Source organism: Undibacterium sp. GrIS 1.8, assembly GCF_040544445.1.
GTDB lineage: Bacteria > Pseudomonadota > Gammaproteobacteria > Burkholderiales > Burkholderiaceae_D > Undibacterium.
The window spans coordinates 29,343-51,439 of the sequence record NZ_JBEONQ010000035.1 but is presented as its reverse complement, the minus strand read 5'-3'; the positions used below and the strand labels follow the sequence as shown (position 1 = coordinate 51,439).

20 protein-coding genes are annotated in these 22,097 nt (G+C 45.9%); 9 read left to right on the top strand and 11 right to left on the bottom strand.

The genetic code is table 11. From position 1 onward, the window contains the following. Positions 1 to 79: 79 nt before the first annotated feature. Positions 80 to 664: a hypothetical protein gene (locus tag AAKU64_RS15960; RefSeq protein ID WP_354334261.1), complete on the bottom strand. Its 585-nt coding sequence runs from the start codon at positions 662 to 664 to the stop codon at positions 80 to 82. Positions 665 to 1,176: 512 nt separating this feature from the next. Between AAKU64_RS15960 and AAKU64_RS15955 the strand changes: the two genes are divergently transcribed. From AAKU64_RS15955 to AAKU64_RS15945, 3 genes are all read left to right on the top strand, one after another. Continuing rightward, complete coding sequence (locus AAKU64_RS15955; protein WP_354334263.1) at positions 1,177 to 1,917, top strand: hypothetical protein; 741 nt, start codon at positions 1,177 to 1,179, stop codon at positions 1,915 to 1,917. A gap of 534 nt (positions 1,918 to 2,451) precedes the next feature. Continuing rightward, complete coding sequence (locus AAKU64_RS15950; RefSeq protein ID WP_354334265.1) at positions 2,452 to 3,336, top strand: CPBP family intramembrane glutamic endopeptidase; 885 nt, start codon at positions 2,452 to 2,454, stop codon at positions 3,334 to 3,336. A 144-nt stretch (positions 3,337 to 3,480) separates the two neighbouring features. Then, positions 3,481 to 4,587 (top strand): alpha/beta fold hydrolase, encoded by a 1,107-nt coding sequence (locus tag AAKU64_RS15945; RefSeq protein ID WP_354334267.1) that lies wholly within the window; start codon positions 3,481 to 3,483, stop codon positions 4,585 to 4,587. Between the two features lie 126 nt (positions 4,588 to 4,713). Here AAKU64_RS15945 and AAKU64_RS15940 read toward each other — a convergent pair whose 3' ends face one another. Further along, on the bottom strand, positions 4,714 to 5,679 hold the full coding sequence (locus tag AAKU64_RS15940; protein WP_354334269.1) for a DUF808 domain-containing protein: 966 nt from the start codon (positions 5,677 to 5,679) through the stop codon (positions 4,714 to 4,716). A 525-nt stretch (positions 5,680 to 6,204) separates the two neighbouring features. Between AAKU64_RS15940 and AAKU64_RS15935 the strand changes: the two genes are divergently transcribed. Both AAKU64_RS15935 and AAKU64_RS15930 read left to right on the top strand, forming a co-directional pair. Further along, on the top strand, positions 6,205 to 6,750 hold the full coding sequence (locus AAKU64_RS15935) for a YybH family protein (protein WP_354362415.1): 546 nt from the start codon (positions 6,205 to 6,207) through the stop codon (positions 6,748 to 6,750). 168 nt (positions 6,751 to 6,918) lie between these two features. Next, positions 6,919 to 7,596: a Bax inhibitor-1/YccA family protein gene (locus AAKU64_RS15930; protein ID WP_322118782.1), complete on the top strand. Its 678-nt coding sequence runs from the start codon at positions 6,919 to 6,921 to the stop codon at positions 7,594 to 7,596. Positions 7,597 to 7,833: 237 nt separating this feature from the next. Here AAKU64_RS15930 and AAKU64_RS15925 read toward each other — a convergent pair whose 3' ends face one another. The 8 genes from AAKU64_RS15925 to AAKU64_RS15890 all read right to left on the bottom strand — a co-directional run bounded on the left by AAKU64_RS15925 (position 7,834) and on the right by AAKU64_RS15890 (position 15,882). Further along, on the bottom strand, positions 7,834 to 8,658 hold the full coding sequence (locus tag AAKU64_RS15925; protein ID WP_354334273.1) for a formyltransferase family protein: 825 nt from the start codon (positions 8,656 to 8,658) through the stop codon (positions 7,834 to 7,836). A 373-nt stretch (positions 8,659 to 9,031) separates the two neighbouring features. Further along, the gene (locus tag AAKU64_RS15920) at positions 9,032 to 9,616 is read right to left on the bottom strand and encodes a response regulator (RefSeq protein WP_354334274.1); all 585 of its coding nucleotides are present in this window, start codon (positions 9,614 to 9,616) and stop codon (positions 9,032 to 9,034) included. A 226-nt stretch (positions 9,617 to 9,842) separates the two neighbouring features. After that, on the bottom strand, positions 9,843 to 11,168 hold the full coding sequence (locus AAKU64_RS15915; protein WP_354334276.1) for a TAXI family TRAP transporter solute-binding subunit: 1,326 nt from the start codon (positions 11,166 to 11,168) through the stop codon (positions 9,843 to 9,845). A gap of 48 nt (positions 11,169 to 11,216) precedes the next feature. Beyond that, positions 11,217 to 12,002 carry a competence/damage-inducible protein A gene (locus AAKU64_RS15910; RefSeq protein WP_322119346.1) on the bottom strand — a complete coding sequence of 262 codons (786 nt, stop codon included), beginning with the start codon at positions 12,000 to 12,002 and terminating at the stop codon, positions 11,217 to 11,219. 133 nt (positions 12,003 to 12,135) lie between these two features. Further along, positions 12,136 to 12,966: an EI24 domain-containing protein gene (locus tag AAKU64_RS15905; RefSeq protein WP_354334278.1), complete on the bottom strand. Its 831-nt coding sequence runs from the start codon at positions 12,964 to 12,966 to the stop codon at positions 12,136 to 12,138. Further along, positions 12,966 to 14,000, bottom strand: coding sequence for a sterol desaturase family protein (locus tag AAKU64_RS15900; RefSeq protein ID WP_354362414.1), 1,035 nt, complete (start codon positions 13,998 to 14,000; stop codon positions 12,966 to 12,968). The genes AAKU64_RS15905 and AAKU64_RS15900 overlap by 1 nt, the downstream gene beginning before the upstream one ends. Before the next feature lie 71 nt (positions 14,001 to 14,071). Further along, complete coding sequence (locus AAKU64_RS15895; RefSeq protein WP_354334311.1) at positions 14,072 to 14,806, bottom strand: polysaccharide deacetylase family protein; 735 nt, start codon at positions 14,804 to 14,806, stop codon at positions 14,072 to 14,074. A 101-nt stretch (positions 14,807 to 14,907) separates the two neighbouring features. Further along, positions 14,908 to 15,882 (bottom strand): YncE family protein, encoded by a 975-nt coding sequence (locus tag AAKU64_RS15890; protein ID WP_354362413.1) that lies wholly within the window; start codon positions 15,880 to 15,882, stop codon positions 14,908 to 14,910. Between the two features lie 373 nt (positions 15,883 to 16,255). Here AAKU64_RS15890 and AAKU64_RS15885 point away from each other — a divergent pair, with 373 nt between their 5' ends. The 3 genes from AAKU64_RS15885 to AAKU64_RS15875 all read left to right on the top strand — a co-directional run bounded on the left by AAKU64_RS15885 (position 16,256) and on the right by AAKU64_RS15875 (position 19,998). After that, positions 16,256 to 16,612, top strand: coding sequence for an FKBP-type peptidyl-prolyl cis-trans isomerase (locus tag AAKU64_RS15885; protein WP_354334284.1), 357 nt, complete (start codon positions 16,256 to 16,258; stop codon positions 16,610 to 16,612). Positions 16,613 to 16,992: 380 nt separating this feature from the next. After that, on the top strand, positions 16,993 to 19,566 hold the full coding sequence (locus tag AAKU64_RS15880; RefSeq protein WP_354334285.1) for a PKD domain-containing protein: 2,574 nt from the start codon (positions 16,993 to 16,995) through the stop codon (positions 19,564 to 19,566). 48 nt (positions 19,567 to 19,614) lie between these two features. Next, positions 19,615 to 19,998: a hypothetical protein gene (locus AAKU64_RS15875; protein ID WP_354334287.1), complete on the top strand. Its 384-nt coding sequence runs from the start codon at positions 19,615 to 19,617 to the stop codon at positions 19,996 to 19,998. A 157-nt stretch (positions 19,999 to 20,155) separates the two neighbouring features. Here AAKU64_RS15875 and orn read toward each other — a convergent pair whose 3' ends face one another. After that, complete coding sequence (gene orn, locus AAKU64_RS15870; RefSeq protein WP_354334289.1) at positions 20,156 to 20,764, bottom strand: oligoribonuclease; 609 nt, start codon at positions 20,762 to 20,764, stop codon at positions 20,156 to 20,158. 36 nt (positions 20,765 to 20,800) lie between these two features. Here orn and AAKU64_RS15865 point away from each other — a divergent pair, with 36 nt between their 5' ends. Then, positions 20,801 to 22,075 (top strand): M48 family metallopeptidase, encoded by a 1,275-nt coding sequence (locus tag AAKU64_RS15865; protein WP_354334291.1) that lies wholly within the window; start codon positions 20,801 to 20,803, stop codon positions 22,073 to 22,075. The last annotated feature ends 22 nt before the right edge of the window (positions 22,076 to 22,097 follow it).

Genomic DNA, 22,097 nt, shown 5'->3' with positions numbered 1-22,097 from the left:
AAAATTAAGCCAGCTCTCCTGAATCACACCTTTGAACGAAAATCGATAAAAATCACGAAATCTGCTCGCTATCTGGGGTTTATGGAGGGCTTACATCAAACCAAGCTGTGCCGGTGCCTGAAAGTCCGATACCAAAATAGATGACTGCCGCGTTACCCGGCACGGGGACTTGAATCTCAAAGCGTTGCCAGTCGCTAGTACCGGTCGGACCCTGTTCGCCAAGTATGGTGTTAGCTAAGACATTTTGAGCTTTGCCATTGACTTGAAATATCAGCACCGCACGCCCGTTCCGAAGGTCTTTGGTCTTGATCCAGCCAGATAAATGTAAGGGGTGGCCGCCTGCCGTGCTGGCATCTAGTGTTTGGGCGACGACGGTCATGATTGCTGTTTGCGTCTGCGGGTTGCTCTCTAATTTGAGTGAGCATTTTCCCTCTTTGGCGATCTGGCAATCGGCACTGACGGTGTGGGTTTGTACCATCAGGTTCCAAGAAGTGGGTAGGTTTTGCCCGGCCTGCAATTCTTCAAAACCCAGATTGGCGGCGTTGAGCGCACCTGCACGGGCAATCAATGGGCTGCACAAGGCGATGATGATGCTGACATAGGGGATAGGTTTATGAAAACAACTAAATGACTGCCGGAAGAAACCGCGTGACATTGAGGACATCTGCAATTTTGTTTAGGTTGAAGTGAGCAATCTGGCTCAGGAGGAAATAATTCAATTTTCTGATTATAGATGCGCTATGAACAACTTATCTCGGCTTCATTTAAATTATTCGTAACTGCACTTCAGTATTATCGGTGCGCATAGTACACCCTGCTTACAGATACTCTCACTAGGTATATTTTAATTGTCCAATTAATCCCTGGACAATGAGGCATATTTCTATAAATTTATGGGGAGTATATGATTTTCGCCTGCGCTTGCTTTGTACTTTAGCCACTGGGTTGCTGAATCTGAGATCATGCATCTGAGATCACGATTCTCAGATCACGATTCTTAGATCAGTCTTGCATAAGATTGTTACAGCGAGTTACACCGTAGTTTTCAAAGTGTCATTGCAATCGACATCGTTGTCGTAGAAAATAAAAAGACGGTGGCGAGGGACAGGCTGAAGTAGCGCCTATCACCAGAAACAGGTCGTGAAACTGATTAAACAATATTTAACGGAGGGGCGTATGTCGATTTCATCCATAGGATCGAATAGCTATCAGGGCATTAGTAATTTGACGCAGTCGCTGGCGCTAGATGGTACCGCTTTGGCCTCGACCGTCAACAATACCAGCGCGACCTCCACCACCACAACTGGCACATCGGCAACTACTGGCATTGGCGGCAATAACAGCAGTCTGGCAGCAGCGCTGCAATTGTCATTGGCGCAGTTTAATGCGGGGTCCAGCATTACCAGTCTGTTGGATAGCTCTAGCAGTTCTGGTGATACTCAGCAATCGTCGTCGGATTTTTTGAGTAGCTTGCTGGGGTCGCTTTCGGGCTCGTCGGCTTCTGGCTTATCTAATCTGGGGTTATTGTCAGGATCGTCCTCTGGGTCATCATCAAGCTCTCTGGCAGATTTGCTGACCGGATCTGGATCGTCCGGCCAATCGGCGACGCCGGTGCAATTAGATCCAACCAGCGGGACGATACAACTACAGACGAGTATTCAGAATTTGATTACGCAGTTGGATAACAATAGTAGCGGTCTTGGCAGCAGCGGCAGCATCGCGGATCTACTGGGCAGTGGTGGCAGCACTAGCGGCACCAACTCATCGCTGCAGAACTTGCAGGATTCTTTTAACAACCTGGTAACGACTAGCGGTGGCAATCCTAGTCAGTCGTCCTTACAAGGTTTTTTAAAAGTGGTGGTGGCGAACATTCAAAATACCTCGTTCGTCGGCAATTTGTTTGATGCCAGCGCGTGAGGTACACACATAAGGTACAGACGTAAGGTACAGACGTAAGGTACAGACGTAAGGTACACACTTAAGGTACACACTTAACGTGCTCGCTTGACGCACTCACCTGATTTTGGTCTGCCAACGATCAAACTAATGCGACATTACATGCGACTGGGTAAGCTACTGGTTGCTGATGTTAGCTTCTCCTATTACTGACCCGAGTATATTTTTATTGTCCATATAATCATTGGACAATGAGCCTTATTTTCAAAAATAAATGGGGAGTATATTGATATTGGCGGTATTTTCAGGTCAATATCGCATGCCCATTATTTGTGAAGATCAGGAGGCCGCCGTTGTTATTGCCGCTGTGATCTGACCGATCGACGCCCTTCGCAAAGCTCTTCTCCATCGCACATTTATCCTAAAGATTCACAACCCATCCCGCGTATTCTGCAGTTGGTCGCACCAGACTTGTTTGCTCATGGGGGCGGACGGTACAGTCGTGGCTGTTCACTTTGTTCATCCCGTCCACGACTATTTTTAAGAGACACTTCTATGTCCTCCAGCATCCTACAACCTGGCATCGCCCTCCCACTTGGTCAACGTATTTTGCGCTTCCCGCTGACACGGATTGTGCTGGCGCTGATCGCGTTCATGTTACCGTTTTTATTAATACAGGCCGTCTCATCGAAGATGTTCGACGACAAATTATTTGTCAAACTCGGACAATTGACTGGCGCACTCATTGGCTATTTTTGCTATGCAATGTATGTGCGCAAGATCGAACAACGTGCCGTTACCGAGCTGTCTTTGCGTGGGTTTACACAAGAATTTAGCGGTGGCTTTTTGCTCGGTAGTTTGATGGTGTGCGCGACCGTGGGCATCATCGCATTGATGGGCGGTTTTCAGATCACGGCTACGTCCTCGTGGACTGTGATTTTGATCCCCCTGTTGATGCATCTGACGATTGGATTGGTAGAAGAGATACTGCTGCGTGGCGTATTCTTTCGCATTGTTCAGCAATCACTGGGAAGCTGGTTAGCCTTGCTGGCATCTGCGGTGGTCTTTGGTGCCATGCATCTGGTGAACGACAACATCACGGTACTTGGCTTTGCCAGCATCACCGCTGCCGGTTTATGGTTGGCGTCTGCCTTTATGCTGACTGGTAGATTGTGGATGTGTGTGGCAATGCACGCGGCGTGGAATTTTTTTCAGGATGGCATTTTTTCGGTTGCGGTGTCTGGTCATCCGGTACGCAATGGTTTATGGATCAGCAAAATGAATGGGCCGGACTGGATGACGGGCGGCGCTTTTGGCATTGAAGGTTCTGCAATTGCATTCATCATCGTGGTGGTTGTCACTGTCGGTTTGTTATATCAAGCAGCTAGACGCGGCCGCATTGTGCAACCATTTTGGAAGAGGATCGATCGCAATTTTTGATTGTAATTTTTGATCGAAAATAGTGATCGTTGTCGTCACCGATCAGCTAAGATTGTAACGCTGAGCAAGATAAGAACGTACTTTAAAAATACGCAATCAATACTGCTGTATTCCATATGAATGGCATCATTTCGAAAGTAGCTAATGCAAAAACTATCTGCCGTATTTTCTGTATTGTGCACCAGCGCTGTTGCTTTATTTTCTTCGCTCGCACTAGCGCAAAGCGGCACTGCAAGCACGGCAACGTCATCAGACAAAATACCGCCTCTGGTATGCCAATCAAAGACACAAAAAATTAATGAACAACGGTTCGTCCTTATTGGGGGGATCAAACAATGGGTAACGATCAAAGGGAATAGCTGCGCTAATCCAGTGATACTGATTGTGCATGGTGGGCCCGGCAATCCGCTCACGCCTTATGCTGCGAACATGTATGCTGACTGGGAGAATGATTTCACGCTAGCGCTATGGGATCAGCGTGGCGCAGGCTTAACTTATGGTGAGAACAAACCAGCAACTGGCGCGACACTGACGTTAGAGCAATTGAGTAATGATGGCGTCGAACTGGCCGCTTATCTGACCCATTATTTAGGGCAAAAGAAACTCATCCTGATGGGCGGATCGTGGGGCTCTATTTTGGGTGTGTACATGGTCAAAGCGCAACCGGCACTTTTTCAAGCGTATATCGGTACTGCGCAAGTGGTGAGTTATCGCGATAACCAGACGGCGACATATACCAAACTACAGGCGCTGGCACGCGCCACAGATGATAAGGCGACGCTCACCACACTGGATACCATAGGCGCTCCACCTTGGACAAATCCGCGTAACTTTGGCATCGTGCGCCGCATCCTGCGCAAATATGAAGCGAAGGTCAGTACACCACCACCGGCCAACTGGTGGGTACCCGCTGCAGCGTATACAACGCCAAAAATACTCGCGGATTTTGAAGAGAGTGAAGAATATTCTTTCGTTCAGTTTGTGGGAATGAATGGCGACGGGATGTTTTCAAAAGTCGATTTACCCAAACTGGGGACTCAGTTTGATGTGCCATTTTTCCTCGTCCAGGGAGAAGAGGATTTGCTATCCACACCAGAGATAGCACAACGGTATTTTGACAGCATCACGGCACCGAAAAAAGCGTTTGTCCTGGTACCGCATGCCGGCCATGATCCAAATCAAGTGACGCTGGATGCGCAATATAAATTACTCAAAGAAAGCGTAGCGCAAAGTGCTGATTTAAAAAAATAAAGTCGCTTGTCGATCAACTCGCTGGTAGCACATTGCGCTGTCATTCGTGCCTTTAATTGAGCGCATTTGCTACCTAACTTTGAATCAAGCTTGAACTATTCAATGCACTTCGCTATTCAATGCACTTTATTCAGCAGTGGCTTGCGGTTTCATTTTTTTATACAGCGCTTGTAATGTACTAACCACCAACAACACCAAACCACCTGCGATCAAACCTGCAATGGTATTGAGTAAGGATGGCAAGATCGTCGTGACCAGACCGCCCAAACTACCCACATTGCTGGCCGCTGCGGTGAGATCGGTGATCAGGTGATGCGCGAAGGGAATCTGATGCGTCAGAATACCGCCACCGACCATAAACATAGCGATCGTACCGATTACGGTGAGCGATTTCATCAGTCGTGGGGCGAATGCCAGTAAGGCGTTGCCAGTCGTCTGGCGCAATCCGTTGAGGGCTTTGCTGCCTTCCTTCACCTTCAGATACAGGCCAATATCATCAAGCTTGACGATCAGACCGACAAAGCCGTATACGCCCACCGTCATGATCAGTCCAATTGCACATAACACCGCAACTTGCATGCTAAAAGCAGATTCTGCGACAGCTCCTAACGTAATAATGATGATTTCTCCGCTGAGTACAAAGTCGGTACGGATAGCACCTTTGATTTTGTCTTTTTCAAATGCGACCATGTCCACTTCGGGTTGCATTACGGCGCTTAACACTTCGGCTTCATGCGCCTTGTCTTCGGCATCGCTATGCAAAAACTTGTGGGCTACTTTCTCAAATCCTTCGTAACATAAATACGCACCGCCCAACATCAATAGCGGCGGAATCGCCCAAGGCGCAAACGCGCTGAGCAACAATGCCAGCGGTACCAAAATCAGTTTATTTTTTAAGGAGCCAACAGCAACCGCCCACACCACTGGCAACTCACGACTAGCCCTGACGCCACTCACCTGCTCGGCATTCAAGGCAAGATCATCGCCTAACACCCCGGCGGTTTTTTTAGCTGCCATACCGGTCATGGATGCCACATCATCGAGCACGGTTGCGATGTCGTCGAGTAGTGTTAAAAGACTTGCGCCAGCCATTGAGTGTTCCTTTATGTAGAGTCGTCTGATTATTCAAACATCGATGCGAGCCATGATGACAGCGCATCGCTTGCCTGGCATTCTAATTCATTCAATCATTTCATCATCAGATAGCGTATAAAAAATAGCTGATATCGATGACGCAGAGTAGCTTGTGGCTCTGTGATTCAAGACTTGTTGGCTCACTTACTTCTCTCTATACTCACATTTACACTTCCACATATACTCCCAATAAGTATATTTTAATCGTCCATATATTTATTGGACAATATGGCATATTAATTAAAAATTATAGGGAGTATATTCAATTTAGATTTATTGGCACTTAGGAAAATCTTATAAACGGACACCTAAACGCGCTCTTTTTGCCTGGATGAGGAAGGACTTGTTTTACTGGGGTTCATGAACAGTCCTGTGATGTAATTTAAACGCCTGGATTCGCGCCGCGCCAAAAATCAAAATTGTATTGATCTACCAGCACAGATCACCTACGATTTGCGTTTACTCTTCTACGAAAGTCCTCCCATGATCCGACATCTCACTGCAGCGGTTTTAACTTGTACTTTACTCTCCTCACTTTCTGCCTTTGCTGACAGTCCGCCAGTGCATTTACGCAGCAGTACACCAGAAGATATGCAGGCAATCACACAGGTAACACAAGATTTTCAAGCAGCAGTACGCAGCAAAGATTTGAAGATGTTATCGAGCCTGATGCTCAATTCAAAAATCATGTTCGAATCTCCAAGCTCACCAGAAATGGTAAAAAATGTACGAGAGAAATTTGATGTGAGTTTTGATGGCACCGCGACAGGCAGCTACGCTAACTTTGCACAATTTATCGGTAGCGAAAAAGGTGCTTTGGACGAAAAATTTAGTAATATCCAAATCACGCAAGACGGACATATCGCCTGGGTCATGTTCGACTACGAGTTTTTACTCAACGATCAGGTACAAAACTATGGTGTCGAGACTTGGCAAATGATGAAAACTACCGAGGGCAAATGGAAGATATTGAGCGTGTTGTGGACTACTCACCTTATGCCAAAGCCAGTTGAATCATCGGCGAAGTAAGCCGAGCTTGATACCTCGCTTAATGCAATTAAACAAAAAGGCACAATGGCCTGTTGTAGAATGAGGGACTTGTTCTTTTAACAGGTGATTGATTGCATCAGTAGTTTGCAGCACAGTTGACTGCAACAATGTACAAACATAGAAAACATAAATCCAAAAGGGAAATTCATGGAACTGACAAGCACCCAACAAGGCTATGGTCCGGCGCGTGAGCGTTTTATCAGTAAGACTTTTAATCATCTCGGTGGCGCTATCCTCGCGTTCACTGCAATCGAGGTTATTTTGTTCAAAACCGGTATCGCTGAAGTATTGGCAAAAGCGATGTTGGGCTTGCCTTGGCTCGTGATCATGGGTGCGTTTATGTTAGTCGGCTGGCTGGCGTCACGTGCGGCACATACCGTTGAAAGCGTGCCTCTGCAATACGCTGCGCTGGGTGCCTATGTGCTGGCAGAAGCGATTATTTTTGTACCGATGCTGGTAATTGCCAACACCATTGCGCCAGGTGCAATTTCTGACGCTGGCTTGATCACGATTCTGGCGACTGTGTGTCTGGTCGGTGTAGCGTATGTGTCGCGTAAAGACTTTTCTTTTCTTGGTAGCCTATTGAAATGGGGCGGAATTATGGCGCTGATCTTGATCGTCTGCGGCGCTATTTTTGGTTTCCAGTTAGGTTTGTTCTTTAGCGTGGCGATGGTCGGCTTAGCAGGTGCAGCCATTTTGTATGATGCTTCCAATGTGATCAACCATTATCCGGAAGATCGTTATGTCGGCGCTGCACTACAATTGTTTGCCTCTGTTGCGATGATGTTCTGGTACGTATTGCGGATACTGATGCGTTTGCGTTAATTATCCAAGCTACGGTGCGCCACGCGTACTGTAGATGTGCCAACGTGGTGTTAAGTTTTAAAAGCTCAACACCACGTCCAAAATGATCATCTGGCTGATCTGATCAATTCTGTTCTCTTCAAATTCTTTTCCCTGCTAAATAATCCCATCACTTGCTGCATCAGCTACCGCTTGTAAGCGTTGTGAATAATGCATACGAGCCAAAAATAAATCGCTAGCAGAACCTAGTTGCTGTACTCACACAGAATACCAATCCGTCACCGCAAGAAAACCATCTGTGCAGGCGATGACGACCGTTTTTCCACTGACGTGTATAACTTGCCCTGGCAAATGGCTATGTGGCTCTGGCCAGACGTATCCGGCTTTGATCAAAATTTTGTTGTCGTTAATGCGTGCTATACATTCAATCGGACCGAAAGCACGTAATTGCCTGTCTATGTTGTAAACCGGTTGAGCAAAGTCGATAGTTTTATCTTCATCTTTGAACAGCGGCCAATACTCACCGCCTGTTTGTATCTGCGCGTCTTGCCAGAGCGCTGGAAAATTCCTGGCAATACGACTTGCCAGCTTGCTCTTTGCGATCTGAATTTTGATTTCCAAACTATCATGAATCTCATGTGGCAAAAGCGGGAAGACTTCGCTATCGAGTATCTCGCCAGTATCAAAATCCGGTGCGATTTTGTGGCAAGTAACCGCCCAGGTTTTATGTGATTGCAAAATCGCGTTCACTATAGGATAAGGGCCGCGTCCCAGCGGTAACGGTGCAGGATGAAAATTAATCGCGTACGACAAGTAGTTTTTCCACTCCGGTATACGCCAGTTATAGCTGCCAACGACCAGAATGTCACACTGCATCTCGTGTAGTCCGGCTAGATCGTGCTCGTTCATACGAGAAAGATGGATAGAAATTTTTTTAGCTTGCGCAAGTGCGAGCAAATCTTTGTTGGTACTGAGATGATTAATTTCTGGTACCGAGAATAGTTGAACCGGCTCCCACTCTTCTGCAATCAAAGCTTTAAATAAGCTGAGATCTCTGTCACATCCTGCAAACGCAAAGCGCATTATTTTCTTTCGAAATTGACGACGAAAAATGACATATAAAATATTGATTTTATGGATGATGCAGCGATACGGAGCAGTACTGTGTAACGGTTTGGATCAGTTTGTAAAAACGTATTATCAATCCAAAGCGATTAGACGGGGAATAGCGTTGCGCTAAAAATTGGGGCTAGGTGTTTTTTGATATGCTAATAGGGCACGTATTTTTGAGCGTTGTTTTAGAGCCGCTAAAGAGCGTAATAAGTCGAGACGAACTTGTAACAAAATCAGTGCAAATCTTTTCAATTCAATCTGTCTTTTGTTGTAATTATCGATGCTGATTTGCCTGCTGAATACAGAACATTCTTAAATCTGACTTAAATACTGCCAATACTTTTTAGATCGCAGTGGCTAAATGTGGCTTGCGCAGACTTGCCAGAGCTTCGACTCGTTTCAGCAATTCTCTATCGTTCCATGGTTTTTTGAAGATACCGTATAGACCTTGATATTCATGCACCCGCGCTTGCAATTCGTCATGCCCGGTGATTGCGATGATGGGCATGTCTTCTGTCTCCATACTACCGAGAACGGCTGCAATCAATTCCAGACCATTCATATTGGGCATTTCTAAATCTGTGATCAATACAGAAAAAAATTGCTGTGACATCTTCTCCATCGCCTCAATACCATCTACTGCCAGCTCTACACGGTATCCATCGATCGCAAACAGTTTAGATAATTTGGCGCGCGCGACAGCTGAATCATCGACAATCAACAACGCGATGCGGCTATCTTGTGCAGGGAGATCTTCATCAACCACAGGCATGAGAATCACAGGCTCAAGATTTTTACCTCGACCAAATAGCAACAATAAAATCAATACGATTAATGCAATCGCAATACCGACCGGCAAAAGATAATTACTCAAGATATAAAAAACCTGAGAACTCAAATTAACCAAGGGAGACAAATTGGCGCTCATGCTATTTCGTGGTCAGTTTCATAGTCAGTTTCGTGGTGGGAGAAAAGATACAGTGTGAGCGTAGGCAGACAAAAATAATCTAGGAATCTTATTCTAATAGCATTTACTACCAGCATCTGGGATTAATTTACAAAATACCTCGTGCCGTCTTACACCCATATCAATTCTGCCGACTAAATCATCTTAGTCCTGCAATCAGGCAACTATGTCGACTAACTCAACAGGGCTAAACTACCATCAGGCCTTCTACCCGCTTGCGAACAAAGTTGATATGACTGCGCAAGCCGTATAGTTCGACGGCATAAGACAGCGGGATAGAAATACGGTTGACCTTCTCTTCTATCTCATCAAGCATTTTTAATTGATCCGAGAAAACTTGCTGACGCTGATCAGGACTAACGTTATCAATTGCCTGCTCTACCATCATCAGCTGACCGTACCAGCGATAGACGCGGGAACGAATACGCCAGACATACAGCGGTGGGATAATTTTTGACAACGGCAAAATCAAGGCTCCCAGCGCGACAATCACGACCCACATGCGTTCTACAAAATTGGCTAACCAAAAACTTAGATAGCGCTGCAAAAATGGTGGTCCATTTTTATAGAATTTTTCCGCCTGCTCTGCCACGGGGATTTCTATGTATTTATCAGAAGGAAATTCACCTTGTTTGTGGAACCAACCAGCGCCACCATGAATCTTGCGTGCTGCCTGTAGTAGCAAACTGATCAACGCGGGATGCAGACTTTCGTGCGCGACTAAGGTTGCGGTTGGCGAGATTAAATGGTAATCCTTAGCTGGAATATTTTTACCCAGATCAACGATGCCACGCGGCAGTACCACATGAGATAAAAACGGAAAACGCCGGGTATAAGCTTCCGCCTGTGCAAAATCAAATAGCTGGATACCCGGTGTTTGCAACAACATTTGCAGTAGCGGTGAATCTGATGCAGAGCTAAATACCAGCACGTCTATAGTGCCATCCAACAGTGCGACCGTCGCGGGTGTATCTTCCAGGCTAGATAGATGGACGTCTGTAGCTTCCATGCCATTGACTGACAATATCTGCTTAAACAAACGCGCTACGCCAGTGCCTTCTGGCCCTACATTAATTTGCTTACCTTTAAACTGATTGAGGGTGCTGATTTCTTTGGTGCCGCGATAAAAAATCCAGATCGGCTCATAAAATAAACTGCCTAGAGATACCAATCCCTTATCCAAAGTATCGGCTTCGTTAGTAGAGCCGCTTTGGACAAAACCGAGCTCTATCTCAGAGTCGGGATCGCTGATCAGTTTTAAGTTTTCCTGAGAACCTTGAGTCGCCTGGAAGCGGATCGTAATATCATTTTTTGCCAACTCGTCGGCGTACTGTTTGGCAAAGCGTTGATAAGGACTATTCTCCTGCCCTGTCGCAAAATCAATTGTGCGCGGCGGCGCTGGATCGACTAACCAATATCCGACGCCACAAACTAGCAATACCGCCAGGATCATAGGACCAAAAGCGATCAGCAGCGCTCTGACAGAAAACAATGTGAATTTGATTTTTTGCATTGAGCGAATTGTGAAGAGAAGTCAGTACCAAATGCGGAATAATAAAAATCAGGCTGGGACGTATTCCGCCTGAAAGCCATCTAAGCCTTTTAACATCGCATCAAAAGCAGCCTCGACTTGTTGTGGCTCACCTTTGACACCCAGCTCTATATGCCTGCGTATCTGGTGATTACCGACGCTGGGCAGACTAAATACTTTGATTAAAGGGTATTGTGATTCCAACGCTTCCATCATTGGCGTTAGCGTCGATTCCATCGCATCAAATACCAAAACCGATTTTTCTGCCCTGGCGTGCTGATGGAACAAATGTGAATAATGCGAATCAAGTACCCACTCCAGCATTGGCCATGCCATTACAGGGAAGCCTGGTACAAAGTAATGATTTTGAATCGCAAACCCGGGAATCTTGTTATACGGATTGGGGATAATTTGTGCGCCTTGTGGAAACTCCCCCATCTTCAGACGATGCAAATTCTCTGGCAAATTCAAGTCAACTGGCTTACCAGCTTCGATCAGCATATCGGTAATTCTTTGTTCAATTAAGGTTTTTGCTTCCGGGTGTAAAACAATCGGCAAATGCAATGCTGCTGCCGCACATTGGCGGGTATGGTCATCCGGTGTAGCGCCAATACCACCTGTAACAAATACAATATCGTTACCTGCAAAAGAGCGCTCTAGCGTGGATGTGATGCGAGTGCGATCATCGCCAATATATTCTGCCCAATCCAGTTGCAGACCACGCGCAGTTAATAGCTCAATTACTTTGGGTAAATGTTTATCCGCACGTTTGCCAGATAAAATTTCGTCACCAATAATGATAAGACCGATCGCCATAATTAACTCCCAGGTTTTTGAATCTGATTCAATCAATGCATAATTTAAATTCGCAAAATTGAATACGCAAAATCACATTTGCAATGCGGAGCAGAACGCTACTAAGCCGCTGAAACAGTTTTGAGTATTCTGCTTATGTATCTACTGTTTCATCTGCTTGTGCTTTGCAACGCAGCAACGCAAGTGCGTTCAAACAATAGTACTGAAACCATATCCCACAAAACACAAAAATCAAGATATACAGGCCTATCGCCAGTGCGGCCAGCATAGGCAAAAATACTACCGCCAATACGCCGCCTAACCACATCATGCTAGGTGCAGCGCCCAAAGCGCCAGCCATCGTGCCGATCATTAATAAAGGCCAGCGATGTGTGCGCAACAAAGCAATACGCTCGGCTGCATCGGCGTGTTCTGCTAACGCATCATAAGCCATTACGCGATAGGTCAACCAACCCCATAAAACGGCATGTACTACGACATTGACGACCGGCACAAACAACAAAGGCAGACAAACAAACCAGAGCAATACAAAAATTAAAAACGAGGACAAAGCGTGCCATAAGCTGCCAAATAAAGAGCCGCCATGTCTGGCCTCCAGATGAGGATAATCACGTTTTTGTACATGGCGAGAAATCATCGGCATCGCAAATACGCCAATACAAATGAGGGTCGTCACGATCATCAGCGGCAGCAGTAGCCACATTGCCAGTAAGGGTGCGAGTACCGTCTTCAATGCTAAAGCACCGAGCACTGCGAGGAAATCACCCGCCAGCCGAAAGCCATCATGCTGCAACAAAGACTCTTGAATAAAATCGATCAGACTTTGCAAGCCCCACCACATTAATCCGCTCCATAACAATAAGGAGACGATCAAGGGCAACAAGGTCAGCATCAACATACGAGGATGAAATTGGCCAACAAAAGCGCGCCCCATAGAGCTGCCTACATGCAGTAAGCGGCGCATTAACTTGCCTCCTTATTGAAACCAGTTTGTCGATCTGTTTGCGCGTTCATCGGTGTGGCGGTCCGATGGTCTAATCCGAATAGTCGTTTTAAACCCAGACTTTGTTGCGACCAGAAGCCACGACCATATTCTCTGCCACTTCTGCCATCTGGTGATGGCAATTGATCGCGGATACCTGTCATAGAAAATTCCTTACTAAATAAAGCGGTACCAAACAGCATATCCCAGATCGGGAACAGCACAGCAAAGTTGTGTCCGCCTAAGGTGCCACTCCCCTGCGACTCGTGTCCAATACCTATCGCATGGTGAGTGCGGTGGTAGCGTGGCGATACCAGCAAGCGTTCGCCTATGGCGCCAAAATGCAAACGAATATTCGCGTGTTGCAAGCTCTCGACCATGCGCGAGATCACAACTAGCAAAGCATATTGTCCCGGCTGCACGCCAATCGCAATAGCGATTAAACCCATATACACGTCACGAATAAAATCATCCAGCAAGTGATTACGGTTATCGCTCCATAAGTTCATATCACGCTGGCTATGGTGCAAACTATGCAAAGCCCACCACCAGTTAAACTGATGCGAGGCGCGGTGATACCAGTAGTCAAAAAAATCCAGCAGCACCAGATACACTATAAAAACCAATACAGGGTAATCGACCAAACCTGGCCAGAGATTGTCAAGATTAAAAGGATTGACACCTTCTAAATGTAAGACACCAGTCAACGCATCTAGCGCCGGATCAAGCGAGACAAAGATCAGTAAAGAGAAAATACCAAGGCGATGCAAAGCGGTATAAATAAAATCATTCCAGCGAGCATTACGATCATTAAATCGATGCACAGGAATCAAAGCTTCTAGCGGACGCAAGAGCACAAATAAAATAAGTAGTTCACACACGCCAATCAAAAACCATTCAACGCCTTCAAACGCATCTTCAGTAAATTCGCCCAGCCCCGTAAAAAAAATTACAGGCTGTACCAGTGTTTCAAAAATCCAGGCTTGCAGCGATGCGAATAGATCGAGGAAGTTCATGAGGTGTTTTTAAAAAGGGCGAGGTTACTGTTCAACGGAATTATTGTTTTGCACTGTTAGGACTTACTTTTTTATTGAGCCGCTTTATACATAGGATGTTCACGCAAAGTTGCAAAGCAATAGCCTTTGGCCTCAAGTCCTGTTAGCAGAGGCTGCAAATTTTCTGGCATCCAGGCTTGCTTACGTGACCAGATGCCCATATGCGCCATAAAAATATCACCGTCTTTGAGCTGACTTAATACACGTTGCAATAAGACCGGATTGCTCCAGGCCTCACTAGATAATTCATCGCCAGAAAATCCGGCAGGCGCCCAGCCAACATGGGCGTAACCGCAGGCTTGCCCGGCGCTGAGTAAGTTCTTAGTGAGCTTGCCACCAGGCGCACGCCAATAATGATCTAGCGGGCGTCCTGTTAATTGCTGAAAACGCTGATCGACCCGTTTTAATTCGTCGCAATATTGCTGCGGCGTCCAGACTAATTTTTTTCCCGCAGAATCACCAAACTGCGGTTTGACTTCTATCCGTCCATCCCTCAGATCACGGACTACATAAACGTGATCAAAGGTATGCGTACCAAAGGCATGACCGTCCTCAACCAGTTTCTTCCAAAAAGGCGCCCAACTTAGGTCAAGAGAATAATCGCCCTTAATGGTCTTTTCATTCGCTAGAAAAAACGTCGCCTTGATGTGATGCTGGCGTAGGGTATTGGCGATCAATTCTGCTTGCGACTGACTACCGGTATCAAACGTGAGATAAATCTTTGCCTTGCAGGCAGCGCCATTAATAATTTCAGCAGCGCTGACCATGACTGGCAGCACATTCAAGGACGAGATTAATAAAGTAATAATCTGACGGCGATAATGGATCATGTATTTTGTCTCTGAGCCTGCGGTTCGTCTAAATGCAGCTAAATACGCGGCGCATGATCCATAAAATAAACGCCATGCGGCGACCGGCCAACTGGGATTAGCTTGAGAACTTTTTTGGATGGCACATCAATCACGGCCACTTTCTTAATCCAGCGCAGCGTTACCCATAAGGACTTACCGTCGGCACTCAGCTCCATACAATCCGGGCCACCCGGCACATCAATCGTCGCTACATTTTCTAGCGATATCTGATCGATGATATTAATCGTATTGGAAACGCGGTTAGATACAAACGTATTACGTTTATCACCCAAAGCGCGGAAGTTGTGCGCCCCTGCTCCGGTCTTAATACGTTTAATCGTTTTTTGAGCACGCCAATCAATCACCTCGACATAATCACTCCCCATAATGCCGACTAATAAATATTTATCATCCGGCGTCATCGCAATACCTGCGGGAAGTTTGCCTACCGGCAGCGTCCATTTAACTTTTTGCGTTGCCAAATCAATCGCAGACACCTGATCGCTACCCTGGTGAGTAATGAACACAGTCGTACTGGCAGCATCAAACGCCATGTGGCTAGGTAATTTAGCCAAGGGAACACGCTTAACCAGGCTAAGATCTTTACCGCCGTATTGATAAAAGTCGACCCGGTCAAGCCGCAAAGAATTAGAGACAAACCATTTTTGGTCAGGCGAAAATCCAATTTGATAAGGATCGGCAATATCCTTCATGCGGCGCTGCACCTGGCCTGTTTTCGGGTCCAGAAAAACCAATTCATTACCAACAGCATTGGCGACGATTACCGATTTATTGTCGGGTGTTGCCATCAAATGATGTGGCTCTTTACCGATGGCATAGGTGCTGATTTCTTTTTGGGACTCTTGATCCAGCAGGCTGACTGTGGCATCGCGGGAATTAAGCACTACAACAATACCAGCCTCTGCTTGTGGTGCAATAACGGGGAACGAAGACAACACGAACAACAGCAAACACAAAATACGACTAAGCATGAATTTTTACCGCTTTGCAATGTGAGGACAGATTAAAAATAATGGACACTATTTTAACCCGCAAGACCTAATGCAAGCGTTACAAGCTGTGAACTTCAAGATATTATTTCCAAAATATTAATTACAATATCCCCGTGATGTATTCAGAATGTACTCAAAATGAAATCAAAATGTAGCCATCAAGACTTGCGTCATACTTCACCCGTTAATTAACCCGTTAATTCACCTGTTAATTCACCCGTTATCGTAGCGATCTATTTTGAGTAAATCCCAAGCAAATCTGAAGAAATCGACTAAAATTTCTGTTAGGGCATTGCACTGAAGAATCATTCGCTCTATTACAATTGCATCAATTTTTTAATTAAGGAAAATCATGACCACAATCACTACCGTATCCGGCCTGCAATATGAAGACACTATCGTCGGCGAAGGCGCAGAAGCGCAAGCTGGCAATCATGTCGTCGTTCATTACACCGGCTGGCTGCAAAATCCAGATGGCAGTGCTGGCAAAAAATTTGATTCAAGCAAAGACCGTAATGATCCGTTTTCATTCCCATTAGGTGCTGGTCATGTAATCAAAGGCTGGGATGAAGGCGTACAAGGTATGAAAATCGGCGGCACCCGCAAATTGACGATTCCATCTGCATTGGGATACGGTCCACGCGGTGCAGGCGGCGTCATTCCAGGCAACGCAACCTTGATTTTTGAAGTGGAATTGTTGGGCGTTTAAGTTCTACGTTTCAGTTCTAGGTTTCAGTTCTAGGTTTTAACTGCACTTTTTAGTCGAACGTGTCGGTTAGACCTTCAATTAAGCTACTGAGGTATTTTTTGAAGTTCTGAATACGAATTGATACGAATAGTTACAAAAAAGTGGGGAGTATAGGCGTTAATCGCCTTAAGATCGGCACTTTAAATGGACGATTAAAATTACTCCCTACCTGTATATTTCACATATAGATGCACTAGACTTTTTAAGTCATTTCAAATTTATCGTAGCGAACAAGAGAATTCTAATTTGTTGAGCTGGCAAGCGATACCTTAAGAGTGCAAATTCAGAGCACTAATTCAGAGTATTAATTGTTATTTTATTTACCTACTATTTTGTACTCGATGAAAACTCATTTATCTAAAATCGCTCTGGCATTTCTTGTCATTGCTGGCTTATCCGCATGTGGCGGTGGTGGTGGCGGAGATGCGACTCCTGCCGCAGCAACTCCAGCGACAACAATAACCGTAAAAATCAATCCCCCAAGTCAGTCAGTACTGTATGCAGGCAGAAAATTTAATTTAACCGCTACAGCAACTGCCTCATCGAATCTACCAATTACATATAGCTGGACTGTTGGTACCCAGCCAGTCCTGGTTGGAAACAGCATTGATATCACCGCATCAGCAGCAGGAACCTACCCCGTCAAGGTGGTAGCGAGTGATAGCGCGGGTGCAAGTGCACAGGCTACGGCATCATTTACTGTCATCGATGCAGTGCTATCGACACCGGTGATTTCGGCAACGGCACTGACAGGTTTCAAGGCAAATCAAATCATCAGCTTTACAGGCAGCTCCAGCGATCCTAGCGGCGGTACGGTCACTTACGCATGGGCATTCGGTGATGGCACCACAGGAACCGGTGCAACAACTAATCATACGTACAACGCCAGCGGCTCTTACACGGTCACCTTAACTGCAAGCAATGATCTGGGAACGACGGCCAAATCCACTTATACCGTCAACATTGACTTGCCATCAGCACCTGTATTAAAACCAACAGTACTCACCACGACGGTAAATAAAGTAGAAACCTTCAGCGCTGCATCGACTGATCCAAACGGGTTGCCATTAACTTACTTGTGGAATTTTGGTGATGGCATTACTGCCAACACAGCAACCGCAACTCATGCTTACACTGCAGCAGGTAACTACACAGCAACGGTTACGGTCAGCAACAGTAATAACAAATCCAGTACCGGCAGTATCGTCGTCGGTGTTTTGCCTTTAAATTCGTCAAACACCTTAACTCCTGCTTGTGCAGGCACCAATTGCGGTGCGACGAGTGCCACAACTTATAGCGGCAGCGGCGTTGGCGTCTGGACCTACAGCAACAATAGCAACAGCCCGCAATCAGTCAACATCGCGATCTCTGGTGTAACAGCAACAAATAGTGCGACCTTGGTATTTTCTAATGCATCAACAACAACTGCCTACACCGTCCCATCCAGCGGCTCTAGTGTTGTTAGTTCACAAATTGCACCAAAGGGACTGATCGCATCGAATGCTCAAACTGCGCCAGTGGCGAATTTAAATATGATGTCTTTAGCTCTGCATCAAGATGAAAATTACGCCCATACAAAAATGCTTGAGAAAAATCATCAGATAGCACAACAATTAATGACGCGTAGTTTTGCAGCGAAAACTTCTGCTAATTTAGCCCCCAATACAAATGCAATCAATGCTGTAATACCTCACGCAACGCCTGTACTTAACACCACTCGCAGCTGGACAGATAACTATGAAGCGCCCGTGATCTACAACAACGTGGCGGTTAAACAAATCTGTACTTTGTCTTCTGGACGCAAAGCCGTATTTTGGGTTGACCCATTAGCAACCAGTAGCGGCACCATCAAAGATAGTGACGTGTTAGCGCTTAGTGCGACCTACTGTGCATTTGATGGCCAAGGTGGTCCTGGAACAGCAGGATTTGACAAATTAGTGTCCTTATTGGGTGATGCATATGGCACTGCTGCTGCAAACTATTCCTCACAACTCATCAATGACAGTGCTGGCTTGCAAGATATTAATGTTGTTATCCTGAATGTCCCAAGCAATACTGGATGGGCAGGCTATTTTGCTGCATTCAATAATGTGTTGAAAACCTACAAAGATCCATCACCTAGTAAAATTGATTACTCCAGCTCAAACCAAGCACTCGCATTTTTTGTCAATGCAACCTCGATCAAAAATGACCCAGACTACGTTAAATCAACACTGTTGCATGAATCAACACATATGATTAATTTTTATCAAAGAGCTATTCTGCGAGGTGTTGATCATGACACCTGGTTAGAAGAAACTTCAGCCATGATGAGTGAAGATATTCTTGCCAATATCAGTCTGAATGGTATAGATAAAATGACCTCAGTGCGTATCCCTGATTATTTACAATCTGGCGGTGGCGTTAGTTATATTAACTGGGCATCAGATATTAATAACGCAAGTAATAGTTATGCGATGGGCGGATCATTTGGCGCATTTATGAATCGTCGTTACGGTGTCGCACTTGCTAAAAACTTGATCACGAATTGCAGTGATAACCTAAATGGAACAACTAGTCCGACTAGCTATACTTGTCTCGATAATTTGATTAAAACATTGGGCGGAACAGGAATGGCTGACGAATTTACTAAGTTCGGTGCATCCATGTTTGGTGGGATGCCAGGGTCTAATTTACCGTCGGGCTTTGGCTTCCCCGGGGCATCCTATGTTGATAGTGGTACGACTTACAGTTTTGCAGCTATCGATATTGGCACCTTGGCGAAGATATATCAGCCAGCCACGGCAACAAGTTTAAACAACAGCTACACGGCAACTACACACACTTACGCTAAAGACAGCATCACTTCTGGCACCTACACCAAAAACTCGGTAGTGGTGCCATCGGGTACGTCTGTCACCTTGGTGATTCATTAATGTAGGGAGGCGTGACTGTATCGCCACGCCTCCCCATTAAGACAAGCCATGAAAAAAAATCTCATCTCGCACCGGCTATTTTATTTGCTACCAGCACTGACAGTCTCAACGCTATTGATTGCTTGCGCTGAGCATCGGGCGCAAGCGATAGCAGCAACTCCGGCAGCAGCAACCCAAAGTTCTGCAAAAACTGATACGGTCGCCGAGCAATTGACGATTTCTGGCATGCTGACTTTAAAGGGATCAGACATAAACTTGTGGCTGGCGGTGAGCGATGTCAACGGCAAAGTCTGGCGTTTAGAAAGCGATGATAAAAATCGTCTGGTGCAATTGCGCGAATGGCAAAATCGTAATGTAAAAGTAAAGGGTACAAAATTACCCGCCTTCTTAAATGTCAACAGGCTGCAAATTAGCAATATCAATTTGGAGTAGTGTTTATGTGTAGTACTGCTGAATAAGTATCGTCCAATAAAAAAACGCGCCATTGGCGCGTTTTTTTATTTTAAGCAAATGACACTCTACATCAGGCATCTAAGCAAACATCTCGCTAAACACCAAATCAAGGCCACACTAAAATCCAAACTTCAGATCACTCCTTGATGAAATGTTCACGGTAGTATTTCAGCTCTTCAATCGACTCGATAATATCGGCCATCGCTGTGTGCTTCTGATGTTTTTTAAAGCCGCTGGCAATTGCTGGCTTCCAGCGTTTGCATAATTCTTTCAGCGTCGATACATCCAGATTTCGGTAATGGAAAAACGCTTCCAGTTTAGGCATACCGCGCGCCATAAAACGACGATCTTGGCAAATTGAATTACCGCACATCGGCGATTTTCCTGCCGGTACATATTGTTTTAAGAAAGCGATCAATTCTTTTTCTGCATCTTCTTCCGACACGGTCGATGCCTTAACACGTTCAATCAAACCTGAGCGACCGTGCGTGCCTTTGTTCCAGGCGTCCATCTTGCCCATGGTCTCATCCGACTGGTGGATCGCGAATACCGGACCTTCAGCCAAGACGTTTAATTGCATATCGGTGACGACAACGGCCACTTCGATGATGCGGTCATTGTCGGGATCAAGACCGGTCATTTCCATGTCCAGCCAGATCAGATTGAACTCATTTGGCTTTGCCGGTGGGGTCGGCGCTGGCTTATCAGATGCAGTGTTTGCTTGAATGTCGGTAGCTTGTGACATAATTCTTCCTTCTCTTAATCAATGTGGCATTTTCCCATGATTTCTGTAGCATTTTCCGTTTTATTCGCGGCATTTTTATTAGTGACCCTCGTCGTGCGATTTTGGCTGGGTTCGCGGCAACTACGCCATGTTTTACGGCACCGAGCTGCGGTTCCGGCAGAATTTGCCGAAAAAATCCCTCTCTCTGCCCATCAAAAAGCGGCTGACTATACCGTCGCCAAGACTAAGCTAGACTTGTTGCTGCTGGTGTTGAATGCCGCTGTATTGATCGGATTTACCTTACTCGGCGGCCTGCAATTATTGTCGGTGATGATCATCAAACTCACCGGTCCTGGCATGGTGTACCAACTTTGTTTGCTCGCTGCGTTTGCAGCCATTGGTAGCGTAATCGAATTGCCTTTTGACTATTACCGGCAATTCGTATTGGAACAAAAATTTGGTTTTAATAAAATGACACCTGCCCTGTTCTTTGGTGACATGATCAAAAGCACCTTGCTTGGCGCAGCGATTGGCTTGCCGCTCATCTGGGTAGTACTGAGCCTGATGGAAAAATCTGGCGCATTGTGGTGGCTGTACGCATGGTTGGTATGGAGCGGATTTCAACTACTAATGATGCTAATTTATCCTAGCGTAATCGCACCGATCTTCAACAAATTTACTCCGCTGGAGGATGACAGTTTGCGTACCCGGATTGAAGGCTTGATGCAGCGTGTCGGCTTTGCGTCCAGCGGTTTGTTTGTGATGGACGGTTCCAAACGCAGCGCGCATGGTAATGCGTATTTCTCAGGTTTTGGTGCGGCTAAACGCATCGTATTTTTTGATACATTGCTGTCACGTCTGTCACCGGAAGAAATTGAAGCCGTGCTGGCGCACGAACTGGGACATTTCAAGCTAAAACACATTGTTAAGCGCATCGGCGTGATGTTTGTGGTTTCGCTAGGCTTTTTAGCTTTGCTGGGCTACCTCAAACAACAACTATGGTTTTATAACGGCTTGGGTGTTGACCCGATGTTACTGGCGTCGAACGATGCAATGGCGCTGATTTTGTTTGTGCTGGCACTGCCCGTCTTCACCTTTTTGCTGTCGCCACTAACCTCGATCAGTTCGCGCAAACATGAGTTTGAGGCAGATGCGTTTGCCGCCAAACATACCAATGCCAACGATCTGGTTGCTGCGCTGGTCAAGCTATATGAAGACAATGCCAATACCTTGACGCCAGATCCTTTGCATTCCAAATTTTATGATTCGCATCCGCCTGCGTCCTTGCGAATTAAGCAGCTGCTGTCAGCATCAAGCTCAGCAGCAACCTAACCAGAACTCTACAAGGTAAATG